This is a genomic window from Paenibacillus sp. BR1-192, from assembly GCF_029542445.1.
GTDB classification, from domain to species: domain Bacteria; phylum Bacillota; class Bacilli; order Paenibacillales; family Paenibacillaceae; genus Paenibacillus_AQ; species Paenibacillus_AQ lautus_A.
In genome coordinates this window covers 4,708,926-4,723,485 of the sequence record NZ_CP120718.1, presented here as the reverse complement: position 1 = coordinate 4,723,485, position 14,560 = coordinate 4,708,926, and the positions used below count along the sequence as shown (strand labels likewise).

Sequence of the window (14,560 nt, the reverse complement as noted above, 5' to 3'; positions counted from 1 at the left end):
GACGGGGGGTTGTCGTCTTGAAACAGAGAAAGATACCGCTGCGTAAATGTGTGGCGTGTCAGGAAATGATGCCGAAGAAAGAGCTCATCCGGATTGTCAGGACTCCCGATGACGCTGTCCTGATCGATCTCACCGGCAAAAAGTCGGGACGGGGAGCGTATCTATGCGGCAAGGTTTCCTGCTTCAAGCTGGCACACAAAAATAAAGCACTGGATCGAGCGTTGAAACAACATGTGAAGCCTGAGATCTACGAACAGTTGGCACAGGATTTCATCAAGGTTGAGGATGAATTCCTGGCTGCAAAAGAGAGTGCTGCCGATGATGAATAGGGCGCTTTCTCAGCTCGGCCTGGCCATGAGGGCAGGCAAGGTGGTTACCGGAGATGAGATCGTGCTCAAAGCCATCCGGTCTTCTGAAGCAAAATTGGTTATTCTGGCGGGTGACGCCTCAGATAATACAACAAAGAAGTTCCGCGACAAATGCGGTTCTTACAATATCCCTCTGGTAATCGGATTTGACCGGGAAAGTCTGGGCACAAGTGTAGGTAAACCCGAGCGGGTTGTGCTGGCAGTTACGGATCAAGGATTCGCAGAAATGATCTCCAAGAAAATGGAGACAATGTCGGAGGTGGAGTATATTGAGTAAACAGGAAAACAAAGACAATAAACTTCGAGTGTACGAATATGCTAAATCGTTGAACATGAGCAGTAAAGAAATTATCACGATCCTTAAGCGTTTGAACGTTCCGGTCAATAACCACATGAGCGTAATGGAAAACGATACGGTGTCGAAGGTAGAGCAGTTCTTCAAAGATATCAAATCGAATGCGGCAGCCAAGCGGGACAGTGGCGACGCTCCCCGAACCGAGAACCGCAAACCTTCGGGTTCCGGAGCGAATGCAGCCGCATCCGTATCCAATGCTAAAACAGAAGGCACTTCCACTAACGTGAGTGCAGACGGCAACCGTAATGGGCAGGACGGTATGCGTCATTCAGGACAACGAGTATCAGGACAACAAGGTCAAAGCCAGCCCAAAAAACAACAGGAAAAGCAGGTAGGTATGAATAGTAGAACGAATTCAAACACACAACATGCTTCAGGTTCCCAGCGTCCCCAAGGAGGGCAGGATACCCGAAGAAACCAATCTGGCTCCGCACAAGGAAGCCAGCAGAATAATCGCAGCCAAGGCTCCAGACCGAGCGGCAGCAGCACGCAGACCGGATCCCGTCCACAAGGCGGAGGTCAAGGCGGCGGGCGTCCGCAAGGCAATAATCAGGGCGGATCGCGTCCGCAAGGCAATAATCAAGGAGGATCGCGTCCGCAGGGCGGCAACAACCAAGGCGGAGCGCGTCCTCAGAGCAAGCCGGGTGGAACCGGAGGCGGATTCTCAGGATCCAATAACAGCAACGGCCAGAACCGCGGTTCCAGAAACAACAATAACAATCGTTCAGACTCCAAGCGTTTTGATGACAACCGTCAGGGAGGATTCCGTGGAAACAATCGCGGTGGCAAGAACAACCGCGGCCGGAATCAACATAATCAGCAGCCGCCTCGTGAGAAAATCGACAACACGCCGAAGAAAATTATCGTCCGTGGCAACATGACCGTCGGTGAAACGGCGAAGCTGCTTCATAAGGACGCTTCCGAAGTCATCAAGAAGCTGATTTTCCTCGGCGTGATGGCCACCATCAACCAGGAGCTGGATATCGATACGATTCTATTGCTCGCTGGCGAATTCGGTGTAGAAGTCGAAGTGAAAATTCCGGTAGAGGAAGATCGTTTTGAGACCGTAGAAGAAAACGATGCTCCGGAAGAACTGAAAGAGCGTCCACCGGTCGTTACGATTATGGGTCACGTTGACCACGGTAAAACGACGCTGCTGGATGCGATCCGTTCCACGAACGTATCTAGTGGCGAAGCTGGCGGAATTACGCAGCATATCGGTGCTTACCAAGTCGAGATCAATAACAAGAAGATCACGTTCCTGGATACACCGGGTCACGAAGCGTTTACGGCCATGCGTGCCCGCGGTGCGCAAGTAACGGATATGACGATCATCGTGGTCGCGGCCGACGACGGCGTGATGCCACAGACGGTCGAAGCGATTAACCATGCTAAAGCGGCAGGTTTGCCGATCATCGTTGCCGTGAACAAAATCGATAAGCCGGACGCTAACCCGGATAAAGTCAAACAAGAATTGACGGAATATGAGTTAGTGCCTGAAGAGTGGGGCGGAGATACCATCTTCGTTAACGTTTCGGCGAAACAGCGGATGGGTCTGGAAGACTTGCTTGAAATGATCCTTCTGGTAGCAGAAGTGAACGAATATAAAGCAAACCCTGATAAACGAGCGCGCGGTACCGTGATTGAAGCTGAGCTTGATAAAGGCAGAGGACCGGTAGCCCGCATCCTCGTTCAGCATGGTACGTTGAAAGTGGGCGACGCCTTCGTAGCCGGCAACTGCTTTGGACGTATTCGCGCCATGGTGAACGATAAAGGCCGTCGTTTAAAAGAAGCCGGACCATCTACGCCGGTCGAAATTACCGGTTTGACTGAAGTTCCGGGCGCCGGCGATCCGTTCATGGTGTTCGAGGATGAGCGTAAAGCGCGTAATATCGCGGATAAGCGTGCGATTACCCATCGTCAGTCCGAATTGAACACGAATACGCGGGTGACGCTGGATGATCTCTTCCAGCACATTAAAGACGGCGAAATCAAGGATCTTAACGTGATTATCAAAGGTGACGTGCAAGGTTCCGTCGAGGCCCTGAAAGGTTCCTTGAACAAAATCGAAGTGGAAGGCGTGCGCGTCAAGATTATCCATAGCGGTGCCGGTGCCATCACCGAATCCGATATTATTTTGGCAGCTGCCTCTAACGCGATCGTAATCGGGTTTAACGTTCGTCCTGACGTTCAAGCGAAGCAAACCGCCGAGCAGGAGAAGGTTGATATCCGTCTGCACCGTGTAATATATAATGTAATCGAGGAAATTGAGCAAGCTATGAAGGGGATGCTCGATCCGGAGTATAAAGAATCCGTGATCGGTCATGCGGAAGTCCGCAACACCTTTAAAGTGAGCAAAGTGGGTACGATTGCAGGATGTATGGTGACATCCGGTAAAATTACGCGTAACGCAGAAGCTCGCTTGATCCGTGACGGCATTGTCGTTCATGAAGGCAAGATCGATTCCCTCAAGCGCTTTAAAGATGACGCTAAAGAAGTGGCACAGGGTTACGAGTGCGGTATTACCTTGGTAGGCTATAGCGACGTCAAAGAAGGGGACGTAATCGAAGCCTTCATCATGGAGACGGTAGAGCGCTAACGAATGAGGTGATCAGACCATGGCAAAAATCAGAACTGGGCGCGTAGGCGAGCAGATAAAAAAAGAGCTCAGCCAACTGATCCAAACGGAATTGAAAGACCCGAGAATCGGTTTTATTACCGTGACCGGCGTGGATGTAACTAACGATCTGTCCCAAGCGAAGGTATACCTGAGCGTGCTCGGGGACGACGAGCAGAAGGCGGCTTCCTTGAAAGGGCTGGAGAAGGCAAGCGGCTTCCTCCGCTCCGAACTGGGCAAGCGGATTCGCCTCCGGCATGTTCCGGAGCTGATCTTCAAATTCGACGATTCCATTGCTTATGGCAGCCATATTGAGAAGCTGCTGACTGAAATCGTGGATCGCGAAGAGAAATAGAGTAGTTTTTGTTTATAAAGGAGAGGGCGAATGCAGACCTATGAACAAGAGCTGCAGCAGGTGAAGTCGTTTCTGCTGGAGCACGATGATTATTTGGTTGTGTCGCATGTTCAGCCCGATGGAGATGCAGTCAGTTCCACCCTTGCGGTGGGCTGGCTTCTCTCATGTCTGGGCAAGAAATTCACGATGATCAACGAGGGGCCCATCCCGAAGCGCATGAAAAAGCTGTGGCATGCAGAAGACATTCTCAATCTGTCGGAACAGCAGCCGGGAAGGACGTTTTCAAACGTCATTTGCGTGGATTGCGCGGATTTTGCGAGAGTAGGTTATACGCAGCAGGTGTTTGCCGATCATGCAAGCATCGTTAATATTGACCATCATCCAACGAATGATCGTTACGGAGCCGTTAACCTGGTTGTGCCCGAGGCGGCTGCAACCGCAGAAATCCTTTATGATTTGCTGAATTTGTTTGAAATCGATTGGGATGCCGAAATCGCCACTGCGATTTATACCGGATTGTTAACGGATACCGGGGGTTTTCGTTATTCCAATACGTCGCCCAAGGTCATGAGCATGGCTTCCGATCTGTTATCCTATGGCGTGAACGGCCCCGAAATTGCGGAAACGCTGCTTGAGGAAATGACGCTCCCGCAGATGAAGGTGTTGGTTCAGGCGTTAAACACGCTGAGTCTGTCGGATGACGGTAAAATAGCCTGGGTGTACGTAACGCCCGAGCATATGGAATTATGCGGTGCCGTTAGCGAGGATCTTGAAGGGATCGTCAATTATCCCCGAAACATCCAGGGAGTCGAAGTCGGGATTCTGTTCAAATCGCTGAAATCCGGAATGGTCAAGGCGAGTTTGCGTTCAGCCGGCAAAGTGGATGTTGCCGCGTTGGCCCAAATTTTTGGCGGTGGCGGCCATGTCCGGGCGGCAGGGTGCAGCATGGAAGGCTCCCTTCAAGACATCATCCCTAAAGTAGTAGAGCAGGTGAGATTAAAGCTATGACGCAATTAGAAGGCATCTTGGCCGTTCACAAACCGGCCGGATGGACCTCCCACGATGTGGTAGCCAAAGTTCGGGGAATGGTTCGTTTGAAGCGGATCGGACATACCGGGACGCTGGACCCTGAAGTGACGGGCGTGCTTCCGTTATGCTTGGGGAGAGCCACGCGGGTCGTCGAATATCTGCAGGAGCTGCCTAAAGAGTATCATGCGGTCCTCCGCCTTGGATACTCGACCGATACCGAGGATATTACCGGGAATGTGGTGGAGACTGCGGATGAAGTCCGCGTGACCAGAGACGAGGCGCTTGAAGCGCTGCAATCTTTTACAGGCCAGATCTCTCAGGTTCCTCCTATGTACTCCGCCGTCAAAATCAACGGCAAACGATTGTACGAGCTTGCCAGAGAAGGCAAGACGGTGGAGCGCAAAAGCCGTACCGTAACGATTCATGAAATCGAGATGACGGACTTTGATGCGGATGGGGAGTATACGGAAATTTCTTTCCGTGTACTGTGCTCCAAAGGTACATACATCCGCACGCTTTGTGTGGATATCGGGAGGAAGCTCGGCCTGCCGTCCGTCATGGTTAAGCTGGTACGTACGGTATCGGCGGGAATCACCGAGGCGCAGTGCTTGACCCTAGAGCAAATTGAGCAGTTCATGAAGGATGAAACGCTGCAAACCCGGCTTATTCCGGTGGATCAAGCGATTCATCATCTAGCAAAGCATACGGTTTCCGAAGAGAAGGCGGAGGCCGCGCTGAAGGGGCAACGCTTGTCCGCCAGGGCGGTAGAACCGGCCGTCGACAGTTCGGAGCCTATCCGTTTGTACGATATAAAGGAAAACTTTCTGGGCATCTATAGGCGTCAGGAAGAGACGGGCGCTATCGTTCCCGTGAAAGTATTTTCCTAAGCATGACTGGATTTAGTGAGTGGAGGTGAGAAATCATGAGGATTGTTTCATTATCTTATCCTGTATCTTCCGACATCGTACGAGCAGCTGCCGAGCCCAAGGTAGCGGCAATCGGCCAGTTCGACGGTCTTCACCTGGGACATGCCAGCGTGCTTTCGACCGCTGTCAGCATTGCTCGGGAGAATGGAGTGCCGGCCGCGCTCATTACCTTTTATCCGCATCCGAAGGACGTGATCGGTAAGGGGAGCTACGAAGGCTATCTGACTCCCCAGCCTGACAAGCAGCAGCTGCTTGAGCAGATGGGCATCGATATTCTGTACGTCGTCGAGTTCAATAAAGAATTTTCCCAAGTAAGTCCGGAAGCGTTTGTTGAAGAAATGCTCTTTCCCTTGAATCTTCAAACGGCGGTAGTCGGATTTGATTTCCGGTTCGGCCATAAAGGCGCAGGAGACGCAGTTAAACTTCAGGAACTCGGGGAAGGCAAAATGTCGGTCGTTACGGTACCGCCATTCCTGGTCGACGGCGAGAAGGTAGGAAGTTCATCCATACGGATTGCCTTGAAAACTGGACAGCTGTCGGACGCAAACCGCTGGCTCGGACGGAATTACCACATCCGGGGTACGGTCGTTCACGGGGAGAAGCGGGGAAGAAAGATCGGTTTCCCTACCGCGAACCTGGAGTTGACGGATCCATTCGTGGCGCCTGCATTGGGCGTCTATGCCGTCCGTGCCCGCACGGATAAGCATTGCGACTGGGTACCGGGCGTCATGAACGTCGGCGTGAAGCCGACGTTCCACGAAGGGATTACTGAACCGATCTTCGAGGTCCATCTGTTTGATTTCGAAGGGGATCTGTACGAACAGATCATGACGGTGGATATCGTTCAATATATCCGCAAGGAGCATAAATTCGAATCGGTTCAGGAGCTTGTGGAATGGATTCAGCGGGATGCCGTCGAGGCCCGCAAAATATTGAATGTCAGCGAATAAAACGTTTTGGGACAAATTGTTCGCAAACGGATTTTCTTTTTCAGGTAAAGTATGCTATACTCTTAGAGGTTGCCCGAGGATCGGGCAATTCTAACCTTGGCTTGGATGTTCGATCTCACCGTCGGTACCTGGGCCAACGGCGATTATAATGAGGGAGGTGAACAGGATGGCATTGACTCAAGAACGTAAACAACAACTGATTGACGAGCACAAAACTCATGAGTCCGATACAGGATCCCCAGAGGTGCAAATCGCTATCCTAACGGAAAACATTACGAACTTGACTGACCACTTGCGTACGCACAAGAAGGATCATCATTCCCGTCGCGGATTGTTGAAAATGGTCGGCCAACGCCGTAAGTTGCTTGCATACTTGAAAAACAAGGATGTTAAACGTTACAGTGCTTTGATCGAGAAGCTTGGATTGCGTCGCTAATCATCCATAAGATGTGCCGAAAACAGCCTGGTTGTCCACTGTCCTTCTTGGAACGACAGCGGCACAGCCGGGCTCTTTTCTAAGTATTGTACAATTTACCGTTACGAAAGCTTCCCCACAAAGTACTGCGTACGCTTCATAGCCTAAACTCCACTTTGTGGGGTTATCTTAATATAGATTCTTGATAGATGGTAGGCGTGGTCTGTTCGCTAATTTTCACTTCATGGTATAACCGGGGCAATCTATACGGAGAATGTTTTCTATACGGTTCGGGTTGTTCCTGTACATAGGTTCGTGATATTCGACCGCTTCGATGACTCTGGTTAGGAAATGTGGACAGCGTTTGGCAAAAACATGCTGATGATTAGGATTTCAAAAAAATTTATCCCCATGAGGAGGGATTACATGGAAACACGTGTTGAAATGCAGCTTGGCGGAAGACCCCTCGTGTTCGAAACAGGGCGCCTTGCGAAGCAGGCTAATGCGGCTGTTATGGTTCGTTACGGCGAAACGGCAGTCCTGTGTACGGTGACGGCTTCCAGTGAACCGAAGGATCTGGATTTCTTTCCATTGACGGTCAACTATGAGGAGCGCTTGTACGCAGTCGGTAAAATTCCGGGTGGATTCATCAAACGCGAAGGCAGACCAAGCGAGAAGGCGATTCTTGCCAGCCGTCTGACAGACCGTCCGATTCGTCCGCTGTTTCCGGAAGGATTCCGGAATGACGTTCAAGTTCTGAATTTGGTGATGAGCGTTGATCAGGATTGCGAGCCGGAAATTGCGGCCATGATTGGTACCTCCGCTGCCTTGAGCATCTCGGACGTGCCTTTTAACGGTCCGATCGGCGGCGTTGCGGTGGGTCGCGTTGACGGCAACTTTGTCGTGAACCCGAACATTGCGGAGCAGGAAGCAAGCGATATTTATCTGGTCGTCGCCGGCACCAAAGATGCGATCATGATGGTCGAGGCCGAAGCGAACGAAGTTCCTGAGGAAGTCATGCTGGAAGCGATCATGTTCGGGCATGAGGAAATCAAGAAAATCGTAGCCAAGATCGAAGAGCTGGTGGCAGCTTGCGGCAAAGAGAAAATGGCGGTTAAGCTTCATGCGGTCAATGAAACCGTGAATCGCGAAGTGCGCGAATTTGCGGAAGCCCGTCTTGTTGAAGCCGTTCGCATTGAGGAGAAACACGCTCGCCAAGATGCGATTGACGCTATCAACGACGAAGCATACACCGTGTTCGAAGAGAAATACCTCGAGACACCCGAGTTGTTGAAGGATGTTAAAGAGGTCCTTCACGATATCGTGAAAGAAGAAGTTCGCCGTTTGATCACGCACGATAAAGTTCGTCCGGACGGCCGCGGTCTGTCCGAGATCCGTCCTATCGATTGCGATACCAGCCTGCTGCCTAGAACGCATGGCTCCGGTCTGTTTACGCGTGGACAAACCCAGGCTCTTAGCGTATGTACACTAGGTGCTCTAGGCGATGTACAAATTCTCGATGGAATCGATCTGGAAGAGACCAAGCGCTTCATGCACCATTATAACTTCCCGCCGTTCAGCGTTGGGGAAGCGCGTCCGCTTCGCGCTCCGGGCCGTCGTGAAATCGGTCACGGTGCACTGGGTGAACGTGCATTGTCGAAGGTCATTCCGAATGAAGTGGATTTCCCGTACACGATTCGCCTCGTGTCCGAGGTGATTGAATCGAACGGTTCGACATCCCAAGCGAGCATTTGCGCAAGCACGCTTGCCATGATGGACGCAGGGGTGCCGATCAAAGCGCCTGTAGCCGGCGTGGCGATGGGCTTGATTAAAGACGGAGACCACGTTTCCATCTTGACGGACATTCAAGGGATGGAAGACCATCTCGGCGACATGGACTTCAAAGTGGCAGGTACGCCTGACGGGGTTACCGCCATTCAGATGGATATCAAGATCGACGGCATCGACCGCGCGATTTTGCAGGAAGCGCTGCAGCAGGCAAAAGAAGGACGCATGCACATCCTTGGAAAAATGGCGGAAGCCATTCAAAAGCCAAGAGAAACGCTGTCCCAATATGCGCCTAAGATCATTACGATGCAGATCAACCCGGATAAAATCCGCGATGTTATCGGGGCCGGCGGCAAAATCATCAACAAAATCATCGAAGAGACCGGCGTGAAGATCGATATCGAACAAGACGGCCGCGTATTCATCGCATCGTCCAACGATGAGATGAACAAGAAGGCTCTTTCGATTATCGAAGGCATCGTGCGTGAGGTGGCTGTTGGCGAAATCTATACAGGTACTGTAAAACGGATTGAGAAATTCGGTGCATTTGTTGAAATCCTGCCTAACAAAGACGGGCTTGTGCATATCTCCCAACTCTCGACTGAGCGCGTAGCGAAGGTAGAGGACGTGGTTGCAATCGGTGACGTCATTACCGTGAAGGTTACAGAAATCGACCAGCAGGGACGGATTAACCTGTCTCGCAAAGCCGTGTTGACAACCGAAGCCAGCAAGAGCGGATCTTAATTCGCGCTTGCAGGTTTAACCGCATATCGATAGAAGGAAAAGAGGCAGAACCTATCATTCTGGCTCTTTTTTGCTCATCAGACGCCGGACTCCCTATGTTCTTTGCTTCGGAATAAGCATCGGGTCAGGCTTACACGGCTTAAGGCCTTATGTTTCGGTACATATTTCCGTCAGATCGCACATAAAATGGGACAAAGCTTCTCTAGGGAGGATGGATATGCCCATGAATGGAAAAAAGATGGCCGTGCTGCTGACCGGTGCCGCAATGGTGTCGGCTGTTGCTGTGTTCAGCGGGGCTTGGAAATACGTATCGGGGCTGGAGAACAAACCGGAGGCGCATCTCGTCAGTGGTTCAGAGACGGCAGTGGATCTGGATTTATTGGGTCAAATTGAAGCCGCTGCGGCTAAATCGCGTATCGAGCCGGTGGATGCCAGGGTGGACTCGGTGTGGAAAGCGATTCCCGGATACAATGGACTCGAAGTCGATATCGAAGCTACATATCAAGCAGCATCGTCGAAGAAACGTAAAGCCGGCGATGCCATTCCCTACGTTTACCGGCAGATACCGGCTAAAGTCACGCTCGATGATCTGGGGGAACAACCGATCTATCGAGGGAACCCCAACAAGCCGATGGTATCGATGATGATTAACGTGGCGTGGGGGAATGAATTTCTGGTGCCGATGCTGAATACGCTCGATGCGGAGAAGGTGAAAACTACGTTTTTCCTGGATGGCAGCTGGCTGAAGAAAAACCCGGAGCTGGCCGCCGAGATCGTGAAACGAGGCCATGAGGTGGAGAATCATGCCTTTACGCATCCGAACATGAGCCGTCTCAGCAGGGAACGGGCGGAGATGGAAATCGCAAAGACGCAGGATCTGCTTAAAGAAAGCTTGGGGGTAGTAAATAAGTGGTTTGCACCGCCTTCCGGCGATTTCAATCAGCAGACCGTATCCATCGCGCATGCAAGAGGATTGAAGACGGTGCTGTGGACGCTTGACACGGTCGACTGGAAGCATCCGGCGCCGGATGCCGTCGTTCAGAAGATTACGTCGAAGGTGGAGCCGGGATTTTTGATATTGATGCATCCAACGGACTCCTCTTCCCAAGCATTAAAAGGAATGATTGACGGAATACGGGCCAAGGGACTGGAGATCGGGACCGTCAGCCAGACGCTTTCACCGGAGCGAATCATGCCAAAGGGAAGTTGAGCCGCATGGTAAAGTTTGATAGAATGAATGGATGGCATGAGGCTGATTGTCAGCCGAAGTGAGCCTTTGATGGAACAGTTAGGGGGGCCTATTCGTGAAAAAAATACAATTGTCTAACGGCCTGAGAGTGGTTATGGAGCAAATCCCGACAAGTCGTTCGGTCTCATTCGGCATTTGGGTGAAAACCGGATCCCGCAATGAATCGGAAGACATCAACGGGATTACGCATTTTATAGAGCATATGATGTTCAAAGGGACGGAGCGCTTTGACGCCCGTGCCATAGCTGAAGAATTTGATGCCATCGGCGGAAACGTCAACGCTTTTACGTCCAAGGAATATACGTGTTATTATGCCAAGGTGCTGGATGAGCATTTTCCGATTGCCGTTGACGTGCTGTCCGATATGTTCTTCAATTCGAAGCTGGATGCGGGCGAGTTAGCCAAGGAGAAGAATGTCATTCTTGAAGAGATTGCGATGTATGAAGATACGCCGGATGATCTGGTTCATGATCTGATGTCGTTGTCGGTGTACGGTGACCACCCGCTTGCTTATCCGATTCTCGGCACGAAGGAGCGGCTGGAATCGATGGATTCGCAAGCGCTGAGATCCTACATGGACCGGCACTATACCATTGAGAATACGGTGATTGCCCTCGCCGGCAACATCAATGATGAAGTGATTGCGTTATTGGAGCGCCATTTTGGCGGCTTTGCCAACCATGGAACGTCGGAGCCGCTGGCGGTACCGGCCTTTTTGGACGGCGTGCAGTTCCGCAAGAAGAAAACGGAGCAGAATCATATCTGCATGTCGTTTCCCGGCTGCTCGATCGGCGACGAGCTTCAGTATGCGATGGTTCTGCTGAATAACGCCATTGGCGGCGGCATGAGCTCACGCTTGTTTCAGGAAATTCGGGAGAAGCGCGGGCTGGCGTACTCGGTATATTCATACCACAGTTCCCACGCGGATAACGGCATGTTTACCATCTATGCAGGCACAGCGCCCAAACAGACAAAAGAAGTGCTTCAGCTGACCACGGAAATGCTTCATGATTTGGCACAGAACGGGATGACGGAGGAAGAGCTGCGCAAAGGAAAAGAACAATTGAAGGGCAGTCTCATCCTGAGTCTGGAGAGCACGAGCAGCCGCATGAATCGCTTGGGCAAGAACGAATTGATGCTGGGCCGCCATTTCAGTCTGGACGAGATCATTAAACGGATCGAGCAGGTCGACATGAAGGATGTCAATGCGGTTCTTGACCGTATGTTTGGGACTCCATATGCACTAGCGATGGTAGGAACTTCAGATAAAGCACTGAATGTACTTAGGAGGAATGAATTTGTTGCACTACGTTCAAATCAATAGATTGCCAGGAAATGAAGATGTGAAACTTCCGGTGAAAATGTCCGAGCTGGCTGCGGGTTTCGACCTGCACGCTGCCGTTCAAGAGCCGGTGGTGCTAAACCCGGGTGAACGCAAATTAATCCCGACCGGTTTTGCGATTGCCATGCCGGCCGAGCTTGAGGCGCAAATCCGTCCGCGCAGTGGTCTTGCCTATAAACATGGCATTACTTGCCTGAATGCTCCGGGTACGATTGACGCCGATTATCGCGGGGAAGTCAAGGTGCTGCTTGTCAATTTGGGACAGGAGCCTTTTGCGATTGAGCGTAATGAGCGGATTGCCCAAATGGTGTTCAAATCCGTGCCTGCCGTAGAATTTACGGAAGTTGACGAACTGTCCGATACGGTACGCGGGGCGGGCGGATTCGGTCATACCGGCAAATAAACCATACCATGGAAGCTTAAGGGTATCATCAGGATCATGATATCAGCATGAACACCGCTCCGGTTGAAACGGAGCGGTGTTTTTTTTCGTTGGTCTTGAAGCAGGATGGACATGGAGCCGGACTTATCTCTCCTAACGTTATTTACTGCGTTAAGGCGGTAGTTTAAGGGAAATGCGCTCACCTCCCCATAGGCGGCAGCATAAGATGCTTTATACGTTGGTTTGAAGAAAGGAGCGAGGCCTTCCATGCTGACTGGAGTCCGAACCGTCTTTGTTGGAGGAGACGCAAGGCAAATTGAAGTGATTCGCAAATGCGCTGAGATGGATGCCTCCGTCATGATCGCCGGGTTTGAGAAACTGCAGGATTCTTTTCAGGGAGTGACTCGCGAGCCGCTTACGCCAGAGCTGTTATCGGACGCCGATGCTCTGATCCTGCCTGTAGTGGGATGTGATGATGAGGGACGTGTCAGCGCGCTATTCTCGGAAGGGCCGCTGCGACTGCAGGAAGAACATATCGCGGCGATGCCCGGACATGGAGTGATCTATACAGGCATGGCGAAACCCTATTTGCGCTCGCTATGTGACAAATATAAGATCAAGCTGGTAGAGATATTGGAGAGGGACGATGTGGCTATTTATAATTCCATTCCGACCGCCGAAGGCGCACTCATGATGGCGATCCAAAACACGGATTTTACGATCCACGGATCTACAAGCATGGTGCTCGGCATGGGACGGACCGGATTTACAATGGCTCGCAGCCTGCAAGGGACTGGGTGCCAAAATTCGGATGGGGGTACGTAAATCGGAGCACTACGCAAGAGCTGAGGAAATGGGCTGGAAGCCCTTCCTGGTAAGGGATCTGGGTTCTTATGTGTCGGATATTGACTTGCTTTTTAACACGATTCCAACTATGATAGTCACAGCACAAATCATCTCGAAAATGCCTCGGGAGGCTGTCATTATTGACCTTGCCTCCGCACCCGGCGGATGCGATTTTCGCTATGCCGAGAAACGGGGTATCAAAGCCATGCTCGCACCCGGACTACCCGGAATCGTGGCTCCAAAAACAGCCGGCATCATCATGGCCAACACGCTGGTGGAGCTGATTTCTGAAGAAATCAAGATTCGGGGGGATGCGTAAATGAATTGGAATGGAATTACAGTGGGTTATGCCCTGACAGGATCGCACTGCACACTCGAAGAAGTGATGCCGCAGATCCAGCGATTCAAAGACGGGGGAGCGAATGTGGTGCCGATTGTATCGAGCACCATCATGACGACCGATACCCGATTCGGCACATCGGAAAATTGGCAGAAACAGTTGAAAGATATAACCGGGAATGATATTATTTCTACAATTGTGGAGGCGGAACCGCTGGGCCCATCCAAGCTGCTTGACGTCCTGGTTATCGCCCCTTGCACGGGAAACACGACCAGCAAGCTGGCCAATGCGATGACTGACAGTCCTGTCTTAATGGCAGCCAAGGCGCAGATGAGAAATTGCAGACCGCTGGTGCTGGCGATCTCAACGAATGACGGCCTTGGGCTGAATGCGGCCAATATCGCGAAGCTGCTGGTTACCAAAAACATATATTTCGTCCCTTACGGACAGGATAATCCGCAGCAGAAACCGAACTCGCTTGTCGCCAAAATGAATCTGATTCCGGAAGCTTGTTATGCGGCATTGGAAGGGAAACAGCTCCAGCCGATGATCGTTGAATATTCTCGATAAAATTACAGAGAACGGTTATACCCTGGAAGAAATGAAGATGGTCCGCGAGACCAAAAAAATGATGGGCGACGAATCCATTGAAGTGACGGCTGCTAGTGTACGCATCCCGGTCGTTAACGGGCATTCGAAATCCATGTACGTTGAATTCAAGAAGGACTATGATCTGGAGTTCATCGCTAGATCTCTTCTGAAGGGTGCAGCATGGAAATGCTGTGCAAATCGCAGAAATCATCATCAACAACGGAACGGCCAGGCTTAATAGCCGGCCGTTTCAGTCGGTCGGC

General features: G+C 51.4%; 13 protein-coding genes and 2 pseudogenes. All 15 read left to right on the top strand.

The window, feature by feature from the left end; all coding sequences use genetic code 11:
• Positions 1-17 precede the first annotated feature (17 nt).
• Positions 18-329 (top strand): RNase P modulator RnpM, encoded by a 312-nt coding sequence (gene rnpM, locus P0X86_RS21095; protein ID WP_009594698.1) that lies wholly within the window; start codon positions 18-20, stop codon positions 327-329.
• Complete coding sequence (locus P0X86_RS21090) at positions 322-645, top strand: YlxQ family RNA-binding protein (RefSeq protein ID WP_175320809.1); 324 nt, start codon at positions 322-324, stop codon at positions 643-645. The genes rnpM and P0X86_RS21090 overlap by 8 nt, the downstream gene beginning before the upstream one ends.
• Complete coding sequence (gene infB, locus P0X86_RS21085; RefSeq protein ID WP_192571287.1) at positions 638-3,322, top strand: translation initiation factor IF-2; 2,685 nt, start codon at positions 638-640, stop codon at positions 3,320-3,322. The genes P0X86_RS21090 and infB overlap by 8 nt, the downstream gene beginning before the upstream one ends.
• A 19-nt stretch (positions 3,323-3,341) precedes the next feature.
• Positions 3,342-3,695 carry a 30S ribosome-binding factor RbfA gene (gene rbfA, locus P0X86_RS21080; RefSeq protein WP_009594729.1) on the top strand — a complete coding sequence of 118 codons (354 nt, stop codon included), beginning with the start codon at positions 3,342-3,344 and terminating at the stop codon, positions 3,693-3,695.
• 30 nt (positions 3,696-3,725) lie between these two features.
• Complete coding sequence (locus P0X86_RS21075) at positions 3,726-4,703, top strand: DHH family phosphoesterase (protein ID WP_009594706.1); 978 nt, start codon at positions 3,726-3,728, stop codon at positions 4,701-4,703.
• Positions 4,700-5,611 (top strand): tRNA pseudouridine(55) synthase TruB, encoded by a 912-nt coding sequence (gene truB / locus P0X86_RS21070; RefSeq protein WP_277746386.1) that lies wholly within the window; start codon positions 4,700-4,702, stop codon positions 5,609-5,611. Before P0X86_RS21075 ends, truB begins: the two co-directional genes overlap by 4 nt.
• A gap of 35 nt (positions 5,612-5,646) precedes the next feature.
• Positions 5,647-6,600, top strand: coding sequence for a bifunctional riboflavin kinase/FAD synthetase (locus tag P0X86_RS21065; protein WP_277746385.1), 954 nt, complete (start codon positions 5,647-5,649; stop codon positions 6,598-6,600).
• Positions 6,601-6,766: 166 nt separating this feature from the next.
• Positions 6,767-7,036, top strand: a complete 270-nt coding sequence (gene rpsO / locus P0X86_RS21060) for a 30S ribosomal protein S15 (protein ID WP_006211281.1) — start codon at positions 6,767-6,769, stop codon at positions 7,034-7,036.
• 405 nt (positions 7,037-7,441) lie between these two features.
• On the top strand, positions 7,442-9,547 hold the full coding sequence (pnp, locus tag P0X86_RS21055) for a polyribonucleotide nucleotidyltransferase (RefSeq protein WP_192571289.1): 2,106 nt from the start codon (positions 7,442-7,444) through the stop codon (positions 9,545-9,547).
• A 217-nt stretch (positions 9,548-9,764) separates the two neighbouring features.
• Positions 9,765-10,757, top strand: a complete 993-nt coding sequence (locus tag P0X86_RS21050; protein ID WP_015736298.1) for a polysaccharide deacetylase family protein — start codon at positions 9,765-9,767, stop codon at positions 10,755-10,757.
• 94 nt (positions 10,758-10,851) lie between these two features.
• Entirely contained in the window at positions 10,852-12,120 is a 1,269-nt protein-coding gene (locus tag P0X86_RS21045; RefSeq protein ID WP_009594719.1) for a M16 family metallopeptidase, read from the top strand.
• Positions 12,095-12,541 (top strand): dUTP diphosphatase, encoded by a 447-nt coding sequence (gene dut, locus P0X86_RS21040; RefSeq protein WP_015736296.1) that lies wholly within the window; start codon positions 12,095-12,097, stop codon positions 12,539-12,541. Before P0X86_RS21045 ends, dut begins: the two co-directional genes overlap by 26 nt.
• A gap of 246 nt (positions 12,542-12,787) precedes the next feature.
• Positions 12,788-13,685, top strand: a pseudogene (gene dpsA, locus P0X86_RS21035) (dipicolinate synthase subunit DpsA).
• Positions 13,686-14,276 (top strand): dipicolinate synthase subunit B, encoded by a 591-nt coding sequence (locus tag P0X86_RS21030; RefSeq protein ID WP_009594715.1) that lies wholly within the window; start codon positions 13,686-13,688, stop codon positions 14,274-14,276. It begins immediately after the preceding pseudogene.
• Positions 14,269-14,475, top strand: a pseudogene (locus P0X86_RS21025) (Asd/ArgC dimerization domain-containing protein); the annotation flags it as partial. The gene P0X86_RS21030 and the pseudogene P0X86_RS21025, both read left to right, overlap by 8 nt.
• Between the last annotated feature and the right edge of the window lie 85 nt (positions 14,476-14,560).